The following is a 19,644-nucleotide window of genomic DNA, read 5'->3' on the forward strand; positions in this document are numbered from 1 at the left end:
CGGTCACGCTCCCATTATCCCCGAACGGCATCGATGCGGGCTCCGTTGATCTCCGGAGCCGGCCTCCCCGGCAGGGACGCGAGGATGCGTGCCAGCTCGTCGACGTGCGTGAAACCCGGGAAGGTCCGTTCGGGCTGCTGTGCGCGCATGGCGTCGTCCACCAGGGCTTTCACCACGACGGCGGTGGCCGCGGCCGAGGTGCCGTCCTTCGCGAAGCCGTCGGCCACGGCCTGCAGCCATGCATCGACGGACGCCTTCACCGCTGCGTAGGAGGCGTTGCCCGCTGTCGGGGCAGCGACCGCCGTCGCCGATACTGCCGCAAGCCTGCCGTTCCGTGCGGCGAGCTGGTCGTAGAACGCCCGACTTGTGTTGAAAAGCGTGAGGAAGACCGAGCGGTGCAGGGCGTCGTAGTCCGACGTCGTCTGCGTCGTGATGCCCTTGCCGCCCCTCCAGCCGCCGACCAGGTGGAAGAGCGCGTGTGCGCCTCCGTGGTCGGCGCGTACCCGTTCGGCAAGGGCGGCGACGGCGCTCTCGTCGGTGAGGTCACAAACCTGGCGGTCGACGCCGTCGAAGCCCCCGAAGGCGGCGTCGAGCCTCCCGGCATCGGAGCCGACGGCGACCACGCCGTACCCACCCTCGACCAGCAGCCGGGTGAGGGCGACGCCGGACGCGTTCGTGGCACCCGCGACGACGGCCGTTTGGGCGGCCTCGGCAGCACTCACGCCGCGTCCGCAGTGATGCCGGCCGTGGACTCGATCACGGGCTTCATCTTGCGGTCCAGCGCCTCGAAGAACATCGAGAGGGGGAATTCGTCGTCGAGCACGGCGTCCGTGAGGCCGCGCGGCGGGCCCATGAGCTCGAGCGCGTCAGGGCCTTTGGCCCAGAGGGAGGCGGGGTGCGGCGTCACCGTGGCGGAGACGAGCTCATAGGCGGCGAGCCAGTGGGCGATCTTCGGGCGGTCGATCGAGCGCCAGTACAGCTGTTCGATCTGCTCGCCGAGGGCGACGACGACGCCGGCCGCGTCGTCCCAGTCGATCGTCAGCTTGGTGTCGGTCCAGTGCAGGACGCGGTGCTGGTGCATCCAGGCGAACAGAAGCTGTCCTCCCAGGCCGTCATAGTTGCGAACCCGGCTCCCGGTGATGCTGAAGCGGAAGATGCGGTCGAAGATGACGGCGTACTGGACGAGCTTCGCGTGCTTCCTCGCCTCGGGCGATGCGTCGTCGTCCTTCTCGATGCGCACCGATTCACGGAACGCCGTGAGGTCGCACCGCAGTTCCTCGAGCGAGTAGAGGAAGAACGGCATGCGCTGCTTGATCATGAAGGGATCGAAGGGGAGGTCACCGCGCATATGGGTGCGGTCATGGATGAGGTCCCACATCACGAAGGTCTCTTCGGCCAGCGTTTGGTGGTCGAGCAGGTCGAGGGCGTCCCGGGGCAGGTCGAGGCGCGTGATGTCCGCAGCCGCCCTGACGACGCGGCGGAAGCGGGCTGCCTCACGATCCGCGAAGATGGCACCCCAGGTGAAGGTCGGCGTCGAGCTGACGGCGACGGTCTCCGGGAAGAGCACGGCGGAGTTGGTGTCGTAACCCTCGGTGAAGTCGAGGAAGCGGATCGGCACGAACAGGGCGTTCGAGTACGCGCCTGCCTCGAGCTCGGCGATGAACTCGGGCCAGAGGACCTCGATCAGCACCGCCTCGACGAGACGGCTGGTGCTGCCGTTCTGCGTGTACATGGGGAAGACGACGAGGTGCTGGAGCCCGTCTACACGGTCGAGCTGCGGCTGGAAGGCCAGGAGCGGCTCGAGGAAGTCCGGGACGGCGAAGCCGCCGGCGCGCCATGCCTCGAATGCGGCCACGGTTCGCGCGAGGTACTCGGCGTCGTGCGGGAACAGGGGTGCGAGGTCCTGCACCGCCGCGGTGATGACGGTCGTGTGCGCGGCTGCGGCGGCATGGTGATCAGGATCGGGGATGGAGCCGTCCTTCACCTGTAGCAGGCGCAGTTCCCGGGCGGCAGCCTTGAGCGCGAGCCAGGAGCTGTGCTCCTGTGGCCTGGTGTGCCCCGACGTGTTGCGGGCTGTGGTGGTGTCGGTGAGTGTGGTGGAGGCGGGCTTGGTGGAGGCGGGGGCGAGGGTCATGGCTCCTGCTTTCTCGGGTCGGGGTGTAGGTCCGTTGCCGGAAGCGTAGCAACGCGGTCAGCGTTACTTACACTCCAAACCCTTGAGAGTAAGGAAGTCTTATGGTGGTGAGCTCACGATTCCCGCTAGGACCAGACGGCCTTGCTACGGGGACATGGTGAAGGCCGGCCCGGGGGCCGGCCTTCGGAGTGCTGGGAGTAACATGCACCGCTCAGCCGGCGGGGACCAGCTTCATGGAGATCGAGTTGATGCAGAACCTCTGGTCCACAGGAGTGTCGAAGCCCTCACCCTTGAACAGGTGTCCGAGGTGGGAGTCGCACCGTGCGCAGCGGACTTCGATGCGCTCCATGCCCAGCGAGCGGTCGTGCAGGTAACGGACCTTGTTCTCGGCCAGCGGCGCCCAGAAGGAGGGCCATCCGCAGTGGGAGTCGAACTTCTCGTTACTCGTGAAGAGCTCGGCTCCGCAGGCCCGGCACTCGTAGGTCCCCGCGGTCTTGGAGTCGTAGTACTCACCCGTGTAGGGGCGCTCGGTGCCGGCCTTGCGCAGCACCTGGTATTCCTGGGGTGTCAGTTCCTGGCGCCACTCGTCGTCGGACTTGTCGATGTCAGGCGTGTAGGCCTCGCGTTCAGTCGTCATACCCGGTCCAACGCCTACGAGTCGCCAATAAATCCCGAGCCGGAGTACAGGTGCAGTACGGCTATCCCGAGTTTGTCCTGCGCCCTGTTGGCCCAGTCCGTGTGGAAGGTGTCGGCCATCGCGTGCGGACGCGTGATGACCACGGCCTGCGCGGCGCCGCTGTCGGTCGCCTCCTGCACGAGGGCGTCGACCGGATTGCCCGTCGTTGTGCGTCCGCGCGCGGCGAACCCCTCGCGAGTGAGCAGCTGCAGCGATTCCTCGACGGCGGTACGCGCGGTGATCTCGTCATGGCGGCGGTCGTCCGCGGAGAAGGTCCGGAAGGCCTCACCCACCTCGAGGAGGCTCAGGTGGCGGAAGAACTCCCCGAGGACGGACTCGTTCCGGTCCTCGGGAATCAGCACCACCACCTCCGCCGGCTCGTCGCCCTGCAGGGTCTGGAGGTTGAGGAGATCGGCGTGTGTCAGGGCTTCCTCGGTCAGCACGAGGATCGTTTGGCTCATGGCGCCACTGTACTGCGGGAGTCCCGCACCCGGAGCCCCGGGACGGAGCCGAGCGGCGGGGCTTGGCCGCACGGGGCGGAAGCAGGGTAGAAATGAAGCTATGGCATCGACGAGGTCAACGGCCGCAGCGCAGCGGGTCCCCACTCCCTGGCTCAAGTGGACGGCACTGGGAATAGGGGCAGGAGCAGCTGTCGCCTCCTCGGCCGCAGGGGCGGTGTCCGGGCTCGCCGTCTACTTCGCGCGGCAGATCGTGACGCCCTCCCGCGGTCGGGACGAGAACCTCGACATCCTCGCGGTCGTCGGATCCGCGGGCAGCCGGACCGTCATCCTGCCGGCCAACGAGGACACGGTCATCGAGGGGAAGTACAGCCTCCACTTCGACCAGGGAACGGGACATGCCCGCATCGGGGCCATCCGTTCGTACGTCCCCCGCGAGGGCACCGTGGAGCGCGAGGTCGAGAGCGTCTATTCGGGTGATCTCGCTGCGGCGACGCGGGGCTGGTGGGGTGGTGCGGTCTACCCGGCGCCCTCTGCGATGGGGTTTGCGGACGAGGAGGTCCTCATCCCCGTGGAGGGCGGATCCGCTCCGGCCTGGCTCGTCCGGGCGGAAGCCCCCGCGACCACATGGGCGGTGATGGTGCACGGCCGCGGAGCATCACGTGCCGAGGCGCTGCGTGCCCTGCGACCGGCGCGTCGCCTCGGGATGACGAGTCTCGTCCTGTCCTACCGGAACGACGGCGAGGCACCGTCGGCCCCGGACGGCCGATACGGGCTCGGCATGACGGAGTGGCACGACGTCGACGCGGCGATCGACTACGCCGTCTCCCACGGGGCGCGCGACGTCGTCCTCTTCGGGTGGTCCATGGGGGGCGCGATCGTGCTGCAGACCGCCGATCTCTCGCGCCACCGCCGGCGTATCTGCGCGCTCGTCCTCGACGGTCCCGTCATCAACTGGATCGAGGTGCTCGCGCACCACGCCGAGCTCAACCGGATCCCGGCGCCGGTGGGACGCCTGGGTCAGTACCTCCTGGCGAGCCAGCGTGCGCGACGGATCACGGGGCTGGCCGCGCCCCTCGACCTCAAGAGCATGGACTGGATCGCCCGGGCGGAGCAACTCACGCTGCCGACCCTCCTCCTGCACAGCGAGGACGACGAATTCGTCCCGATCGGGCCCTCCGCGGAACTCGCTGCGAAGAACCCGGCCTTCGTGACCCTGGAGCGGTTCCAGCGCGCACGTCATACGAAGGAGTGGAACCTCGACCCGGAGCGGTGGGAGTCCGTCGTCGAACGCTGGCTCGACGCAAACGTGTTCGGGCGCACCCTTCCCGGCGGGAGGTCGCACGCGGCCGGCGTCGCCGAACCCCCGGGTCAGTAGACGCCGGGACTACTGCGCTTCCCTGATCTTCCGTTTGATGCGGCCCAGCATCGCGCTCATGCCGCGCATGCGCAGGGGAGTGATGGCACGCGTGAGACCGAGGCGGTCCGGCACGTCGTCGGGAATCGCGAGCACCTCGGCGGCCGGCAGCCCGTCCAGCCCCTCGAGCAGCACCCCTGCGAAGCCGCGGGTCGTCGGTGCCTCCGGCGGTGCCGAGAAGAAGAGGTGCACGGGCCGCTCCGGTGTGTCACCGATCTCCATGGTCAGGAAGAGCGGTGTCTGGCACTCCACGACCTGCTCGAGCAGTTCGGGGTGTTCGCTGTAGCGCTCGGGCAGACTCGGCAGGCCGCGGGAGAAGTCAAGCAGGAGCTGCAGCCGGTCCGGCTCGGTGAGGTCCTGGAAGTCGTCGATGATCTCGGCGAGTTTCGCGGGGATGGCCTCGGTGGTCATCGCGTCGCCTGTGCCGATCGCGCTGCGGACGCGGGAACCTCGCCCGGCTCGGTGCCCTTGACGATCGGAACGCGGACGGCATTGCCCCACTCGGTCCAGGAGCCGTCGTAGTTACGGACGTTCCGGAATCCGAGGAGGTGCGTGAGGACGAACCACGTGTGGCTCGACCGCTCGCCGATCCGGCAGTAGGCCACGACGTCGTCGCCGTCCTGCAGGCCCGCCTCGTCACGGTAGATCGCGTCCAGTTCCGCGCGGGTACGGAAGGTGCCGTCCTCGGCGGCGGCACGCGCCCAGGGGACGGACGCCGCCGTGGGGATGTGGCCGCCGCGCAGGGCGCCTTCCTCCGGGTAGGCGGGCATGGTGGTCCGGGCGCCGGTGTACTCGTCACCGGAGCGGACGTCGATCAGAGGCTTGCCGAGATGCTCCATGACGTCGCCCAGGAAGGCGCGGATCGACGCGTCGTCGCGCTCGACGACGGGGTACTCGGCCGTGGCGACGTCGGGCCGGTCCGTGGTCATGTCCCGACCCTCGGCGACCCACTTGTCCCGGCCGCCGTCGAGCAGGCGGATGTCCTCGTGACCGAAGAGCGTGAAGACCCACAGGGCGTAGGCGGCCCACCAGTTGCTCTTGTCCCCGTAGATGACCACGGTGGAGTCGCGCGAGATGCCCTTGGCCGCCATGAGGCGGGCGAAGCCTTCGCCGTCGATGTAGTCGCGCGTCACTTCGTCGTTCAGCTCTGTGTGCCAGTCGATCTTGACGGCGCCGGCGATGTGCCCGGTCTCGTACAGCAGGACGTCCTCGTCGGATTCGACGACGACGAGCCCGTCGGTTCCGAGGTTGGCGGCAAGCCAGTCGGTGGAGACGAGGCGCTCCGGGTGGGCGTACTCGGCGAACTTGTCCTGTGTATCCGGTGCCAGGGTCATTGTGGCCTTTCGCATAGCTGTCTGCACGGTGCGGGTCTTCCACTAGCCTAACCACGGGCCGTGGCAATTGCTTCCGGGGGCTCCGGCCGGAGCCGGGTCGGCGGGCGGCCTCCGTCGAACGATGAGGACGCCTCCACGCCCTGCGGTCAAGGCCCGGCAATCCCGTGCTGCCCGGGTATTGGACGGACGGGCTTGCCGTAGGCTTGCGTAGCGGAAGCGGCGCGTGCGCTACGCCGTCGTGGCCCACGCACCACCGTGACGAACCCCTGCCGGAGAGAGAGCGGTCCACACCCGTGCCAGTCATCGAACACCTGACACAGCGTTCACCGAAGGTTTCCGTCGATGAACTGCTCGGCGGGTTCTACCCGTCCCCGCGGTTCGGCGAGGTGTCCTTCGACAGCTATCGTCCGGATCCCCAGCAGCCGTCACAAACGGCCGCCGTCACCAAACTGCGGGAGTTCGCCACCGCCGTCAACGAGCCGGAGCCCTCGGGCTTCCGGAAGCTCTTCGGCGGCAGGAAGCCTGCCTCCCGGGCGGGCATCTATCTCGACGGCGGTTTCGGCGTCGGCAAGACGCACCTCCTGGCCTCGCTCTGGCACGCCTCCTCCGGCAGCAAGTCCTTCGGCACCTTCGTCGAATACACGAACCTCGTGGGAGCGCTGACCTTCCGGAAGACCGTGGAGGCACTGAGCGGCTACAGCCTCGTCTGCATCGACGAGTTCGAGCTCGACGATCCCGGCGACACGGTCCTCATGTCCCGCCTCATGCGGGAACTGGCCGACGCCGGCGTCAAACTGGCCGCGACGTCGAATACCCTGCCGGGATCGCTCGGCGACGGACGATTCGCCGCCCAGGACTTCCAGCGGGAGATCCAGGTCCTCGCGGACCAGTTCGAGGTGGCCAGGATCGACGGAGACGACTATCGTCACCGTGGCCTCCCACAGGCTCCGGAGGCCATCGACGACGCCGCCCTGCGGGACCGCATCGACTCCTTCTCCGCGGGCGTCCTCGCGGAGGACGACTTCTCCGACCTGCTGCGGCACCTGGCCGACGTGCATCCCAGCCGCTATCGGCAGCTCCTGGACGGCGTCGACGCCGTGGCCTGGCACAACGTGGAGACGATCACCGAGCAGTCCGTGGCGCTGCGCTTCGTCGTCCTCGCCGACCGACTGTACGACCGCGACGTGCCCATCATGGCCAGCGGCACCACGTTCGACAATCTCTTCACGCCGGAGATGATGGGTGGCGGCTACATGAAGAAGTACTACCGTGCCGTCTCCCGCCTGACCGCCCTCGCGCGCCAGGGCAGTGACGTGGCGAGCTAGGTCCTAGGGGCCGACATGCAAGAAGCGCCGGTGCCGCCTCTCGGCGGGACCGGCGCTTCCTTATTGCCGGGCTGGAATCACACGGCCGGCGGGAGGGTAGGGCCGACGTCGCCCTTGCCGTCCTTCTTGTCGATGTTGTCGACCATCCGCGAAGCCTTTGATTGCACTCCGTCGATGTGGTGCGAGTACTTGCCATGGGTCCTGCTGTCGATGAATCCGCCAGCCTTACCGATGCCGTTCTTCACCTTGTCGGAATTATCGCCAATGAGTTCGGTCGCCTTACCCGCGAGGGTGCCGGCCTTGCCCTTGAGCCCATCCAATAAACCCACGGACACCTCCTTTCGGTCCTGGAGACGCAGTCCGTCTCCGCTGCAGCCAGTGTAGGACAGGAAGCTGGGCGCAACCCGGGATAATCGATGCGTTCGCCCATGGCGGAGCATAAAAAATGCCCGGTCCTCGCCAGGACCGGGCAACGGCCGACAACCGGCCTGAGAGCGGACGACGGGATTCGAACCCGCGACATCCACCTTGGCAAGGTGGTGCTCTAGCCAGCTGAGCTACGTCCGCAAAAAAGCGCCCCCGAGGGGGCGCCGTCGTGGGCGATACTGGGATCGAACCAGTGACCTCTTCCGTGTCAGGGAAGCGCGCTACCGCTGCGCCAATCGCCCATTTCCATGGGTGCAAGTACCGTAACGAGGTGGGGACGGGATTCGAACCCGCGTGGACGGCTTTGCAGGCCGCTGCCTCGCCTCTCGGCCACCCCACCATGACCGAATCTCTCCGGTCACCGGACTGAGCCGGCCCTACAGTGTCTTGCGAGCGGACGACGGGATTCGAACCCGCGACATCCACCTTGGCAAGGTGGTGCTCTAGCCAGCTGAGCTACGTCCGCAGAAGGAGAACGACCTGAGATTCCCGCTCCATGCAGCGCATTTCACGGTGTTTCTTCATTTTCCAACGAGAAAAAACTCTATAGGACGTTTGGGGGTTCGTCCAATCGCCTCCAAGCATGGATGCCGCCCGGGCCGGCACCTGCGTGCTTCCCGGCGGCGCCCACGGCACAAGGCTGTCAGAGGCAGCTGACAGACTGATTGCATGACCGCCCCGCTCCTTGCACACGCGACACCCCACGGCAGGATGTACGCCCGCTCCACCTCGGAGCAACCCTCCGTACCGTCGATCACCACCGTCATCTCGCAATTGCCGAGCTCCCTCGGCGGGTGGTTCGGCCACATGGCCGCGACCGCACTCTCGAAGGATCCGCGTCTGCCGGGTGCCCTGGGCAACCCCGTGGAGTTGCGAAGCACCGTGAGGGACGCGGCGTCGGCCGCCGAGCGGTACCGCGACGAAGCAGCCCAGCGCGGTACCCGGGTGCATCATTACTGTGAACAGGTGGCATTGCGGGCGCTGGGCCGTCCCGAGGACCTGGAGTCCGCCCGCCTGGCCCTCGAGGAGAACGGCGAGGCAGGCTTCGCACAGCGCTTCGACGAATGGTGGAACCTGTACGACGTCCGTCCCGTGGAACCCGAGCTGACCGTGTGGAACGCGGAACTCGGGTATGCCGGCACCCTGGACCTCGTAGCGACGATCGGCGGACGGACCTGCCTGATCGACTACAAGACGAAGAACACCGATCGCGACGGATTCGTGAAGGCCCTCGATGACAAGGTCGTCATGCAACTCGTGGCCGGTATGAAGGCCGAGGAATCCGTCGTCGACCCGCAGAAGGGTGAATGGCGACCGTGGGCGCACGGTGACCAGCCCCTCCTCCTGGGCGTGGCAGTCGGGCAGACCGAGGTCAGGGCTATGCGTGCCAATCCGGCGGTGCTCAGGAATCACTGGCTTCGATTCTGTGCACTGCGGCGAGCGTGGGAGGCCGGTCTGGAGGCAGAGGAGGCCGGCCGGGCATTGCTGCCCATCGGCCCGCCACCGTCGAGGGACGGGCAGGATGGGACGGCGGGGTCCAGCGGGGCCACGGGGTTGGCCGGTCGTGCTGAACCGGCGCTGCCCGCCTGAAGCACGACGGGGTTGGTTCCGGCCCGCGGCACTAGGATTGACGGGAGTCTCGCGGTCGTCACCGGCACGCGGGTGGAATCCAAGCCCCTCCAGCGCACCGCGCCCCTGTGATCGAAACGAGGAACTGAGCACCGATGGCCGTCCTGAGTATTCGCATGATCGGAGATCCCATCCTCCGTACTCCGGCGGCCGAGGTCACCGAGTTCGGTCCCGAGCTGGCCCGTCTGATCGACGACATGACCGAGACGATGATCGACGTACAGGGCGCCGGTCTCGCGGCACCCCAGGTGGGAATCGGGCTCCAGGTCTTCACCTACCGGGTGGACGGTGACCAGGGACACGTGGTGAACCCCGTACTGGAGGTCGGCGGCGCGTCGCAGGGTGAGTCCGACGTCGAGGGTTGCCTGTCCGTGCCGGGACTCGGCAGCTTCGTCGACCGGACGGATTGGGCACGCGTCACCGGCAGGAATCTCGCGGGCGAGGAGATCGTAGTCGAGGGGACGGGCATGCTGGCGCGAGCGCTGCAGCACGAGACCGATCACCTCAGGGGGACCCTCTACATCGATCGGCTCGAGGGGGAGGATCGCAAGAACGCGCTCAGGGCCATCAGGAGCGCGGACTACAACCGCGTGACGTCCCGCACCGCGGCCGAGCGCTCCCGCTCACTCGGGTCGAGCTTCATCGCCGGCGCCGCCCCGCCCGCCGGTCGCCGCAACGGCTCCCTGGGCAGGGCTCGCTGATGAGGATCCTCTTCGCGGGCACGCCCGAGGTCGCGGTGCCCTCGCTGCGTGCACTGGTGGAGGCAGGGTTCGACGTCGTCGCCGTGCTCACGCGCGTGGACGCGCCGCTCGGACGCAGGCGGGTGCTCACGCAGAGCCCGGTCGCAGCAGCAGCAGACGAGCTCGGGCTCCCGGTCCTCAAGGCCAACCGGTTCACTCCTGACCTCATCACCCGACTCGGCACACTCCGGCTGGATGCAGCTGCGATCGTCGCCTACGGCGGTATCGTGCCGCCGGCCGGGCTGGAGATACCACGCCACGGATGGATCAATCTGCACTTCTCCGTCCTTCCGGCCTGGCGGGGCGCGGCTCCTGTCCAGCATGCCGTGCTCGCCGGGGACGACGTGATCGGCGCCTCCACCTTCCTTCTCGAGGAGGGGCTCGACACCGGGCCCGTCTTCGGCGTCATGACCGAGTCCCTGGATCCCTCCGCGACGAGCGGGGAAGTCCTCGAGCGGCTGTCCCACAGCGGTGCCGTGCTGCTCGTGCAGACCCTCTCCGGCATCGATGCCGGGCAGGTGACCGCCACTCCCCAGACGGGCGAGCCGAGCCTCGCACCCAAACTCACGATCGACGACGCCCGCATCGACTGGCTGCAGCCCGCAGGCGCCGTGCGGCGCCGCATCAACGCGGTCACCCCCGAGCCGGGAGCCTGGACGACCCTCGACGGGCAGCGCGTGAAGCTTGCACCCGTGGCCCTCCTGTCAGCTGACCTCGGCCTCGCCGAAACGACCGCGGACGGAGAGGTGGCGGAGGGGGTGAGCGACCTCCAGCGCGTGGTGCTGTCGCCCGGGACCGTCCGCGTGCAGGGGCGCGCCGTCCTCGTGGGGACGGGTACCGAGCCCGTAGAGCTCGGACAGCTCCAACCCGCGGGCAAGAAGATGATGGGTGCCCTCGATTGGGCACGAGGCGCGGCGACGCGCGGAGAGCTGGTGTTCGAATGAGTGAGACCCCAGGAGCGGGCGACGTGTCCCGTGGACGCGGTACCCCGCGGCAGGGACAGGGGACTGGTTCAGGAACCCCGGACCGGTCAGCCGGGACAGGTGGAGGACAGGGCGGCGGCCGCCGTCGAAATGAGCAGGGCCGGGAGCGCAACCGGGGTGGTGAGCGGCAGTTCTCCCAGGCCTCACCGTCCCAGCGCACCCGTCGAGCCGATCCCGCCCGTCTCGTGGCGTTCGAGGTGCTGCGCGCCGTCGCGGCCGAGGACGCCTACGCGAACCTGGTCCTGCCGACGAGCATCCGGAAGCATCGGCTCGACCGTCGGGACGCCGGTTTCGCCACCGAGCTGACCTACGGCGCCCTTCGCGGCCAGGGGACCTACGATGCGGTGCTAGCCCGCTGCGTGGACAGGCCGCTCGACCAGCTGGACCCCGCAGTGCTCGATGCTCTGCGTATCGGCGTCCACCAGATCCTCGCGATGCGCGTGCCCGCCCACGCAGCACTCGACCAGACCGTCGGACTCGTCCGCGCAGTGATCGGCGCGGGACCGTCGTCGCTCGTAAACGCCGTCCTGCGGAAGGTGACCGCACGCGACCTCGGTGGCTGGATCAGCGAGATCACCGAGGGATTGACGGAAGCGACGGCGATCGCAGCCCTGACGCACAGCCACCCCGAGTGGATCGTCCGGGCCCTGCGACAGGCGCTCGTCGCGCATGGGCGCGACGTTGCCGAGATCGACGCGCTCCTGGCCGCGGACAACGCAGCCCCAATGGTGCACCTCGTGGCACTGCCGGGACTGGCGACGCTCGACGACACTCTGGCCGAAGGGGCCGAGCCGGGACGATTGGCGGAGGGCTCGGCGTACTACTCGGGCGGTGACGTCAGCCGCCTCCCCGGGATCTCGACCGGCACCGTCCGCGTGCAGGATTCGGGCTCCCAGTTGGTCGCTCGCGCTCTGGCCGCCGTCGATCTCGGGGAGCGCCGCGGGCAGGGACCCGAACAGTGGCTCGATCTGTGCGCCGGCCCGGGCGGGAAGACGGCGCTGCTCGCGGCGATCGGCCAGGACGCCGGCGTCCACCTCACCGCGATCGAGCCGGTGCCCCACCGCGCCCAGCTGGTACGCCAGGCACTGCGACCCCTGCCGGAGGATTCGTGGACCGTCCAGGTCGGCGACGGGCGCGCCGTCGGGCAGGACCAGCCGGACAGCTTCGACCGCGTGCTGGTCGACGCGCCCTGCACGGGGCTGGGCGCCCTGCGCCGTCGCCCGGAATCGCGCTGGCGCAGGACCCCGACCGATCTCGTGTCCCTTGCGCCCCTCCAGCGGGAGCTGCTCGCCTCCGCCCTGGATGCTGTCGCGCCCGGCGGTGTCGTCGCCTACGTGACCTGCTCGCCGCACCACGCGGAGACGGACGCGGTCGTCGACGACTGCCTGCGCAAACGCACCGGGTTCGAGCGGCTGGATGCGGGCTCCGCGCTCGATTCCGTCAGCATCGGGGGAGCGCTGGGAGCGGGCCATGGGACGACCGCCCAGCTCTGGCCGCACGTCCATGGCACCGATGCGATGTACCTCGCCCTCATCCGCAAGACGACCTGATCCTGACGCACGGAGCATCCGCCCTGGGGACGGCCGCATCAAAGGGTTGATGCCGTCGCGGGCTGCCGCAGGTCCGCTCAGACGGCACCGGGAGGTGGGTCGGTCACGGTGATCCGGATCGACAGCGCCGACCGCGCTGCTTCCTTGAGGATGGCGAAGCGGGGATCCGGCACGGTCAGGAACGGTACCTGCGGCAGGTGTGCGTAGGCTTTCAGCGCCGATTCGCCGAGGGTGCCGGTGGCCAGGGCCCTGTCGCCACCGAGTTGAAGGAGCGACGGCGGGTCCGCGGCATACAGCTTCGCGGCCCGTGCCGCAGTCTCCTCCACGAGCGCATCGGCCTGGTTGGCCCGACGTCGGGCGAACCGCTGCTGGGACCAGCCTCCGGCGGCCGTCTTGCCCTGGACGTAGCGCGTTCCGGTCTTCGAGGCCACCACCGTCCCCTCACGGGAGATTCCGACGGAGTACCCGCCACGGCGGATGAGGAGCAAGCCAACCGTGGCCGAGGGATCGACGCCCGACAGCAGGTGTTCCCCCAGTGCGCGCTGGTCCGATGCGGCAGGGGCGCCTGCCGGCTCACGGGGACTCCGGGCTCTGACGGGGAGCGGTGGGGCGAGGACGGCTGTGCAGCCGTTCACGGCGGCGAGCCTGATCGAGCCGTCGGCCCGCTCTCCATCGGGTTCGACGGTGTAGGTGCCGTTGCGCTCACCGAATCGTGCGAGCCACCCGTCGAGGCGGTGCGCCTCGACGAGGACCGACCTTGTGGAGGGCATGGGTCTCGTCCGTTCGTCGGTGAATCGTCGGTTCACGGGACCGTGCCACGTGCTGCGACTCCACCGTACCGGGGCCGTCGGTGCCCCGCAGTAACGTTGACGCTGTGAATGATCTCTTCAGTGCTGCAGCGGAGGACGACGCGTCGGATCATGCGGCACCCGGCGGCGGCCGTTCCTCGAGCGTCGTGCGGCCCCGGAGCCCCCTCGCGGTGCGGATGCGGCCCCGCAGCCTCGACGAGGTCGTCGGTCAGCAGCACCTGCTCGGGCGGGGATCACCGCTGAGGACGCTCGCCGGAGAGGATGATCCGGGGGCCCACGCGGCGCCGTCGTCCGTAATCCTGTGGGGTCCGCCCGGAACCGGCAAGACGACGCTCGCGCACGTGATCGCGCGGGGGCAGGGCCGGACGTTCGTCGAACTGTCCGCCATCACAGCCGGTGTGAAAGACGTCCGCCGCGTGATGGACGAGGCGCTGACCACGCGCGACCTCTACCGGCAGACCACCGTGCTGTTCCTCGATGAGATCCACCGGTTCAACAAGGCACAGCAGGATGCGCTGCTGCCCGGGGTGGAGAACGGCTGGGTGGTGCTCATCGCCGCAACCACGGAAAATCCGTCCTTCTCCGTGGTGTCGCCGCTGCTCTCGCGGTCGCTCCTGCAGACGCTGCGGCCGCTCGACGAGTCGGACATCAGGAACCTCCTGCAGCGCGCCGTCGACGACGGACGCGGCCTCGCGGGAACGGTGGAGGTGTCGGAGGAAGCGCTCGAGCACCTCGTCCGCCTCGCTGCAGGCGATGCACGGCGTGGACTGACGGCCCTTGAGGCCGCGGCCGGGGTAGCCCAGTCCGAGCAGCCTCCGCAACCGCACGACCCCTACGCCGGCCGGGAAGAATGCGACGAGGACAGCGGGGACGGCGAGGAACACGTCACCCTGCCCGTGCTGGTCACTCTCGAGCACGCCGAGAAGGCGGTGGATGTCGCCGCCCTGCGCTACGACCGCGCCGGGGACCAGCACTACGACGTCGCGAGCGCCTTCATCAAGTCGCTCCGTGGCTCCGACGTGGACGCCGCCCTGCACTATGTCGCCAGGATGCTCGAGGCGGGGGAGGACCCGCGGTTCATCGCCCGCCGGCTCATGATCTCCGCGTCGGAGGACGTCGGGATGGCCGACCCCACCGCCCTCCAGACCGCCGTCGCCGCTGCCCAGGCGGTGCAGCTCGTCGGTATGCCCGAAGCCCGCATCATCCTTGCCGAGGCGGTGGTGCACATCGCCACCGCGCCGAAATCGAACGCTGCCTACAACGGGATCAACGCGGCCATCGCCGACGTACGGGCGGGGCGCGGTCAGGGCATCCCTGCCCATCTGCGGGACGCCCACTATCCGGGAGCATCGCAGCTCGGGCACGGCAAGGGTTATGTGTACTCCCACGACGAGCCACACGGGATCGCACTCCAGCAGTACGCGCCCGACGACCTGGTGGGACGGGACTACTACGAGCCGACGGACAGGGGAGCCGAGCGGGACATCTCCTCCCGCCTGACCCGGCTGCGCAGGATCATCCGCGGGAAGTAGGCGGCGCCCGGTCCCGCCGCTCCGGAGCCGACGCGTGATTCGGCCCTGAAGCGCCCGACTGCTAGCATTGACCGCTGACTGGCAAGTCGTCGTGTACCAGCCTCCCTCCGCTTCCTCCAGCAGGTTCCCTGCTGCTGAACGCGGGCGGAAGCCAGGGTCGCGGCGGACTGTAGTACCGGGAAGCGGCCAATCCCGGCTCTCCGCAAGTGGAGGCCAGCGACACCAGGAAGTGCGGATGCCCTCGTGGCATTTCCCGTTTCTTCGCCGCGAAAAACATCGAAAGGTAAACGTGGCTAACAACACACGTGCCCGCCGGAAGGTCCGCATCTCGCGAGCCCTCGGCATTGCCCTGACCCCGAAGGCCGAGAAGTACCTCGAGCGTCGGCCCTACGCGCCGGGCCAGCACGGCCGCGCGCGTCGCAAGCAGGACAGCGACTACGCAGTACGCCTGCGCGAAAAGCAGCGCCTGCGCGCCCAGTACGGCATCCGCGAGGCACAGATGACCCGTGTCTTCGAGGAAGCCCGACGCACCTCGGGTCTGACCGGTGAGAACCTGATCGAACTGCTCGAGATGCGCCTCGACGCCCTCGTGCTCCGTTCCGGGTTCGCCCGTACGATCGCCCAGGCCCGCCAGCTCGTCGTGCACCGTCACATCATGGTCGACGGCGGCCGCGTAGACCGCCCGTCGTTCCGCGTGGCCGAAGGCCAGCTCATCCACGTCCACCGCCGCAGCGAGACCATGGTTCCGCTGCAGGTTGCGGCTGCCGGTGCGCACCGCGACGTCCTGCCCGCCGTTCCGGGCTACCTGGACGTGCAGCTCGACAAGCTCCAGGCCCGCCTCGTGCGCCGCCCGAAGCGCTCCGAGGTCCCTGTGACCTGCGAAGAGCAGCTCGTCGTCGAGTACTACGCACGCTAGCCGCTCCGCCCGGCGGAGCAATCCACCGGGACCCAGCGAGAAGTGCGTACGAAGAGCCCGCGGCACCCGCCGCGGGCTCTTCGTTCTGTAAGGTACTAACAGCAAGAATTCCCATGCCACCGTCGAGGCGGTGCACCCCTGCGTAAAGGAGACCGCCCATGTCAGGTGGAGATATTGCGGGCCTGATAGCTGCTGGCGTGTTCGCCGTCCTGGTCCTGCTGCTGGCAGTTCCGATCTGGAAGCTCGGCCGCGTGTTCGACGAGCTGCGCAGGGCCATCCGCACCGTCACCGACGAGACGACGCCGCTGATCGAGGAGGTCACCAGCACCGTGAGCACCACGCACCAGCAGCTCAGGACCGTCGACGGGATCACCTCCAACGTCTCCGACGCCTCGGCCAACATCTCCGCGCTGTCGTCGCTCATCGCCGCCACGATCGGTTCTCCGCTCATCAAGGTCTCGGCCTTCTCCTACGGCGTCCGCACGGCCCTCGGCGGCCGCACCTCGCCTGCACGCCGACGTCGCAGCCGCTAGCCCCCCAACGAACCGGAGACAACGATGATCAGAAGAGCTTTCTGGCTGGCAGCCGGCATCACCATCGGCGTCGTCGCCGTCCGTAAGGTGTCCCAGGCCAAGTCGACCCTCGGGCCCGAGGGCCTGAACCGCGCCGTCGGGCAGATCAGCGACAGCATCAGTGACTTCGCCGATGCCCTGCGCTCGGCGATGGCGGAGCGCGAGACCGACCTGCGGGCCGCCCTCGGCGTCGAGCTACCCGGAGCTACCGCCCCTGTCGCTCCGGAGACGGCAGCGGGCGCCGTTCCGTCGTCCCGTCGGTCCCTCCGCTAGGCCACCAGCACCACCCATCGTCGTACCCGCGTCGAGTCTCAGCCCGGATATCCTGCGGCGCGAGCCGGGAGCCGGCCTGCGCAGCGCCACCGAACGCACCCGGACAGGGAGCGGCGGCAGCAGGAATTCCGCTGCCGATGCCTTCCTCGCCGGCGCTCCGACCAACCACTGAAGGATGTGCCACCATGAGGTCCCACGAGATCGCCAGCCGCTGGCTGAGCTACTTCGAGAAGAACGGGCACACGGTCGTGCCGTCGGCGTCGCTTGTCTCCTCCGATCCCTCGCTCCTGTTCACCGTGGCCGGGATGGTTCCCTTCATCCCGTACCTGACCGCGCGGGAGGTAGCCCCCTACGACCGGGCGACGAGCGTCCAGAAGTGCATCCGCACCGGCGACATCGAGGAGGTCGGCAGGACCGCCCGGCACGGCACCTTCTTCCAGATGTGCGGCAACTTCTCCTTCGGTGACTACTTCAAGGCCGAGGCCATCCGCCTTGCCTGGAACCTGCTCACCAGCGACGTCGCCGACGGCGGTTTCGGCCTGCCCGCCGAGAAGCTCTGGATCACCGTCTACCACGAGGACGAGGAAGCGCTGAAGATCTGGCGGGACAGCATCGGTGTCCCCGCCGCCCGCATCCAGAGGATGGGCAAGAAGGACAACTACTGGTCGACGGGCCAGCCCGGCCCCGCCGGTCCCTGCTCCGAGATCTTCTACGACCGGGGACCCGCGTACGGCGTCGACGGCGGTCCCGAGGCGGACGACTCCCGCTACGTGGAGATCTGGAACCTCGTCTTCATGCAGTACCAGCGCGGAGAGGGCACGGGCAAGGACGACTTCGAAATCCTGGGCGAGCTCCCGAAGAAGAACATCGATACCGGCCTCGGCCTCGAGCGCCTCGCGATGATCCTGCAGGGCGTCGAGAACATGTACGAGACCGACCAGGTGCGTCCCGTGCTCGACCGGGCGGCTGCACTGAGCGGCAAGACCTACACGAGCGCCGAGTCCGCCGCTGATCCACACCACACGGACGATGTCCGGATGCGCGTGGTCGCCGACCACATCCGCTCCTCCCTGATGCTCATCGCCGACGGGGTCAGCCCCTCGAACGAGGGCCGCGGCTACGTGCTGCGCCGCCTCATCCGCCGCGCCGTCCGCGCCATGCGGCTCCTCGGCGTGGAGAAGGCGTGCCTGCCCGAACTCCTTCCGGCGTCCCGCGACGCGATGAAGGGCGTGTACCCCGAGGTCGACACCGATTTCGAACGCATCAGCCGCATCGCCTATGCCGAGGAGAAGGCGTTCCTGCGCACCATCGCCTCCGGTACGGCACGGCTCGAGGAAGCGGTCCGCGAGTCCCTCTCCGAGCAGCGACCCCTGTCCGGCCAGGACGCCTTCACGCTCCACGACACCTACGGCTTCCCCATCGACCTGACCCTCGAGATGGCCGAGGAAGCTGGACTGGCGGTCGACGCCGACGGTTTCCGGTCGCTCATGCTCGAGCAGCGCCAGCGTGCTCAGGCCGATGCGCGCGGCAAGAAGGCGGGCCACGCCGACTTCTCCGTCTTCAACGAGCTCCTCGGCCGCGGCCAGACCGTCTTCACCGGCTACGACGAGCTCACTTCGGAGGGCACGATCATCGCCGTGCTGGACAAGGGCCAGTCCATTCCCAGCGCCCTGCAGGGCGATGAGATCGAGCTCGTCCTCGACCAGACCCCGTTCTATGCCGAGGCCGGCGGCCAGGCCGCCGACGTAGGCCTCATCACGGGGAACGGCTTCGTCGTGGAGGTCCTCGACGTCCAGCGCCCGGTCAAGGGCCTCAGCGTCCACCACGCCGTCGTCCGCGAGGGCGAGGTGGTTCAGGGCGCGACAGTGACGGCCGCCGTCGACCGCCAGCGCCGCCATGCGGGGGAGCAGGCCCACTCGGGGACGCACATCGTCCACGCCGCCCTGCACGAGATCCTCGGCCCCGAGGCGCTACAGCGCGGGTCCTACAACAAGGCCGGGTACCTGCGCTTCGACTTCTCCTGGGGCGAGGGCATCAGCGCCGCGGCCCGCTCGGAGATCGAGGAGGTCTCCAACATCGCCATCCGGAACAACTACGAGGTCGAGACGAAGATCATGTCCCTAGCCGATGCCAAGGCGCTCGGGGCGACGGCCCTTTTCGGCGAGGCGTACGGCGACACGGTCCGCGTGGTCGAGATGAACGCGGACTTCTCCCGCGAACTCTGCGGCGGAACCCATGTGGCGTCGACGTCGCTCATCGGCAGCCTGACGCTCCTCGGCGAGCAGTCGGTCGGCTCGGGAAACCGGCGCGTTGAAGCGCTCGTCGGTCTCGACGCGTTCCGCCACCTCGCGGCGGAGCGCGCCCTGGTCTCGGAGCTCTCCGACATGCTCAAGGTGCCCTCGGCCCAGCTGCCGGAACGCCTCTCGGCCACGCTCAACAAGCTGAAGGTCGCCGAGAAGGAACTGGACCGCCTGAGGAAGGAACAGCTCACCGCCACCGCGGCCTCGCTCGTCGACACCGCCGTGGACGTCGACGGAGTACGCCTGATCGCGCACGACGCCGGTGAGATCGGCGGTGCGGACGAGCTGCGGACCCTCGTGCTGGACCTGCGCGGACGCCTCGGCTCCGATGCCGCCGTGGTCGCGGCGACCGGTGTCTCACAGGACCGCCCGCTGGTCCTCGTGGCGACCAACGACGCCGCCCGCGCTGCAGGCGTGAAGGCCGGTGCGCTCGTGCGCACGGCCGCGAAGATCCTCGGTGGAGGCGGCGGCGGCAAGGACGACGTCGCGCAGGGTGGCGGTTCGAATGCAGCACGCATCCCCGATGCCCTCTCGGCCATCCGCGCGGCCGTAGCCGAACGCTGACCGGCC

General features: G+C 68.8%; 19 protein-coding genes and 4 tRNA genes. 11 read left to right on the top strand and 12 right to left on the bottom strand.

All coding sequences use genetic code 11. From position 1 onward, the window contains the following. Positions 1–14 precede the first annotated feature (14 nt). The 4 genes from RCH21_RS02865 to RCH21_RS02880 all read right to left on the bottom strand — a co-directional run bounded on the left by RCH21_RS02865 (position 15) and on the right by RCH21_RS02880 (position 3,271). Positions 15–722 (bottom strand): SDR family oxidoreductase, encoded by a 708-nt coding sequence (locus RCH21_RS02865; protein ID WP_326963109.1) that lies wholly within the window; start codon positions 720–722, stop codon positions 15–17. After that, a complete protein-coding gene (locus tag RCH21_RS02870; RefSeq protein WP_326963110.1) occupies positions 719–2,134 on the bottom strand; it encodes a DUF6421 family protein in 1,416 nt (471 codons plus the stop codon). The genes RCH21_RS02865 and RCH21_RS02870 overlap by 4 nt, the downstream gene beginning before the upstream one ends. Before the next feature lie 211 nt (positions 2,135–2,345). Further along, positions 2,346–2,771, bottom strand: a complete 426-nt coding sequence (gene msrB, locus RCH21_RS02875; protein WP_326963111.1) for a peptide-methionine (R)-S-oxide reductase MsrB — start codon at positions 2,769–2,771, stop codon at positions 2,346–2,348. 14 nt (positions 2,772–2,785) lie between these two features. Then, positions 2,786–3,271, bottom strand: a complete 486-nt coding sequence (locus RCH21_RS02880) for a hypothetical protein (RefSeq protein ID WP_120147742.1) — start codon at positions 3,269–3,271, stop codon at positions 2,786–2,788. Positions 3,272–3,371: 100 nt separating this feature from the next. Here RCH21_RS02880 and RCH21_RS02885 point away from each other — a divergent pair, with 100 nt between their 5' ends. Further along, a complete protein-coding gene (locus RCH21_RS02885; RefSeq protein ID WP_120147741.1) occupies positions 3,372–4,646 on the top strand; it encodes an alpha/beta hydrolase family protein in 1,275 nt (424 codons plus the stop codon). A gap of 9 nt (positions 4,647–4,655) precedes the next feature. Here RCH21_RS02885 and RCH21_RS02890 read toward each other — a convergent pair whose 3' ends face one another. Then, positions 4,656–5,096: a SufE family protein gene (locus RCH21_RS02890; RefSeq protein ID WP_326963112.1), complete on the bottom strand. Its 441-nt coding sequence runs from the start codon at positions 5,094–5,096 to the stop codon at positions 4,656–4,658. Beyond that, on the bottom strand, positions 5,093–6,019 hold the full coding sequence (locus RCH21_RS02895; protein ID WP_326963113.1) for a sulfurtransferase: 927 nt from the start codon (positions 6,017–6,019) through the stop codon (positions 5,093–5,095). The genes RCH21_RS02890 and RCH21_RS02895 overlap by 4 nt, the downstream gene beginning before the upstream one ends. 293 nt (positions 6,020–6,312) lie before the next feature. On the opposite strand from RCH21_RS02895, the gene zapE reads away from it, so the two are divergent. After that, positions 6,313–7,344 (top strand): cell division protein ZapE, encoded by a 1,032-nt coding sequence (zapE, locus tag RCH21_RS02900; protein WP_120148035.1) that lies wholly within the window; start codon positions 6,313–6,315, stop codon positions 7,342–7,344. Positions 7,345–7,421: 77 nt separating this feature from the next. Here zapE and RCH21_RS02905 read toward each other — a convergent pair whose 3' ends face one another. From RCH21_RS02905 to RCH21_RS02925, 5 genes are all read right to left on the bottom strand, one after another. Then, positions 7,422–7,673: an antitoxin gene (locus RCH21_RS02905; RefSeq protein WP_235830543.1), complete on the bottom strand. Its 252-nt coding sequence runs from the start codon at positions 7,671–7,673 to the stop codon at positions 7,422–7,424. 164 nt (positions 7,674–7,837) lie between these two features. Beyond that, positions 7,838–7,911, bottom strand: a tRNA-Gly gene (locus tag RCH21_RS02910). A 29-nt stretch (positions 7,912–7,940) separates the two neighbouring features. Then, positions 7,941–8,012, bottom strand: a tRNA-Val gene (locus RCH21_RS02915). A 27-nt stretch (positions 8,013–8,039) separates the two neighbouring features. Next, a tRNA-Cys gene (locus tag RCH21_RS02920) sits at positions 8,040–8,110 on the bottom strand. A gap of 52 nt (positions 8,111–8,162) precedes the next feature. Then, a tRNA-Gly gene (locus tag RCH21_RS02925) sits at positions 8,163–8,236 on the bottom strand. Between the two features lie 203 nt (positions 8,237–8,439). Between RCH21_RS02925 and RCH21_RS02930 the strand changes: the two genes are divergently transcribed. The 4 genes from RCH21_RS02930 to RCH21_RS02945 all read left to right on the top strand — a co-directional run bounded on the left by RCH21_RS02930 (position 8,440) and on the right by RCH21_RS02945 (position 12,672). After that, the gene (locus tag RCH21_RS02930; RefSeq protein ID WP_326963114.1) at positions 8,440–9,360 is read left to right on the top strand and encodes a cytochrome; all 921 of its coding nucleotides are present in this window, start codon (positions 8,440–8,442) and stop codon (positions 9,358–9,360) included. A gap of 134 nt (positions 9,361–9,494) precedes the next feature. Further along, a complete protein-coding gene (gene def, locus RCH21_RS02935) occupies positions 9,495–10,100 on the top strand; it encodes a peptide deformylase (protein WP_120147738.1) in 606 nt (201 codons plus the stop codon). Further along, positions 10,100–11,083, top strand: coding sequence for a methionyl-tRNA formyltransferase (locus tag RCH21_RS02940; protein WP_326963115.1), 984 nt, complete (start codon positions 10,100–10,102; stop codon positions 11,081–11,083). Before def ends, RCH21_RS02940 begins: the two co-directional genes overlap by 1 nt. Continuing rightward, entirely contained in the window at positions 11,080–12,672 is a 1,593-nt protein-coding gene (locus RCH21_RS02945; RefSeq protein ID WP_326963116.1) for an RsmB/NOP family class I SAM-dependent RNA methyltransferase, read from the top strand. Before RCH21_RS02940 ends, RCH21_RS02945 begins: the two co-directional genes overlap by 4 nt. 77 nt (positions 12,673–12,749) lie before the next feature. On the opposite strand, the gene RCH21_RS02950 is transcribed toward RCH21_RS02945, so the two are convergent. Further along, positions 12,750–13,442, bottom strand: coding sequence for an acVLRF1 family peptidyl-tRNA hydrolase (locus RCH21_RS02950; RefSeq protein ID WP_326963117.1), 693 nt, complete (start codon positions 13,440–13,442; stop codon positions 12,750–12,752). 104 nt (positions 13,443–13,546) lie between these two features. Between RCH21_RS02950 and RCH21_RS02955 the strand changes: the two genes are divergently transcribed. The 5 genes from RCH21_RS02955 (at position 13,547) to alaS (ending at position 19,638) form a co-directional block, all read left to right on the top strand. Then, positions 13,547–15,013 (top strand): replication-associated recombination protein A, encoded by a 1,467-nt coding sequence (locus RCH21_RS02955; protein WP_326963118.1) that lies wholly within the window; start codon positions 13,547–13,549, stop codon positions 15,011–15,013. Positions 15,014–15,302: 289 nt separating this feature from the next. After that, positions 15,303–15,929 (top strand): 30S ribosomal protein S4, encoded by a 627-nt coding sequence (gene rpsD, locus RCH21_RS02960; RefSeq protein ID WP_120147733.1) that lies wholly within the window; start codon positions 15,303–15,305, stop codon positions 15,927–15,929. Between the two features lie 158 nt (positions 15,930–16,087). Continuing rightward, on the top strand, positions 16,088–16,462 hold the full coding sequence (locus tag RCH21_RS02965; protein ID WP_326963119.1) for a DUF948 domain-containing protein: 375 nt from the start codon (positions 16,088–16,090) through the stop codon (positions 16,460–16,462). Between the two features lie 24 nt (positions 16,463–16,486). Further along, a complete protein-coding gene (locus tag RCH21_RS02970; protein ID WP_220725873.1) occupies positions 16,487–16,774 on the top strand; it encodes a DUF6167 family protein in 288 nt (95 codons plus the stop codon). Between the two features lie 185 nt (positions 16,775–16,959). Next, positions 16,960–19,638 carry an alanine--tRNA ligase gene (alaS, locus tag RCH21_RS02975; RefSeq protein WP_326963120.1) on the top strand — a complete coding sequence of 893 codons (2,679 nt, stop codon included), beginning with the start codon at positions 16,960–16,962 and terminating at the stop codon, positions 19,636–19,638. The last annotated feature ends 6 nt before the right edge of the window (positions 19,639–19,644 follow it).

It is taken from the genome of Arthrobacter sp. PL16 (assembly GCF_035985055.1).
Lineage (GTDB): Bacteria > Actinomycetota > Actinomycetes > Actinomycetales > Micrococcaceae > Arthrobacter_D > Arthrobacter_D cheniae.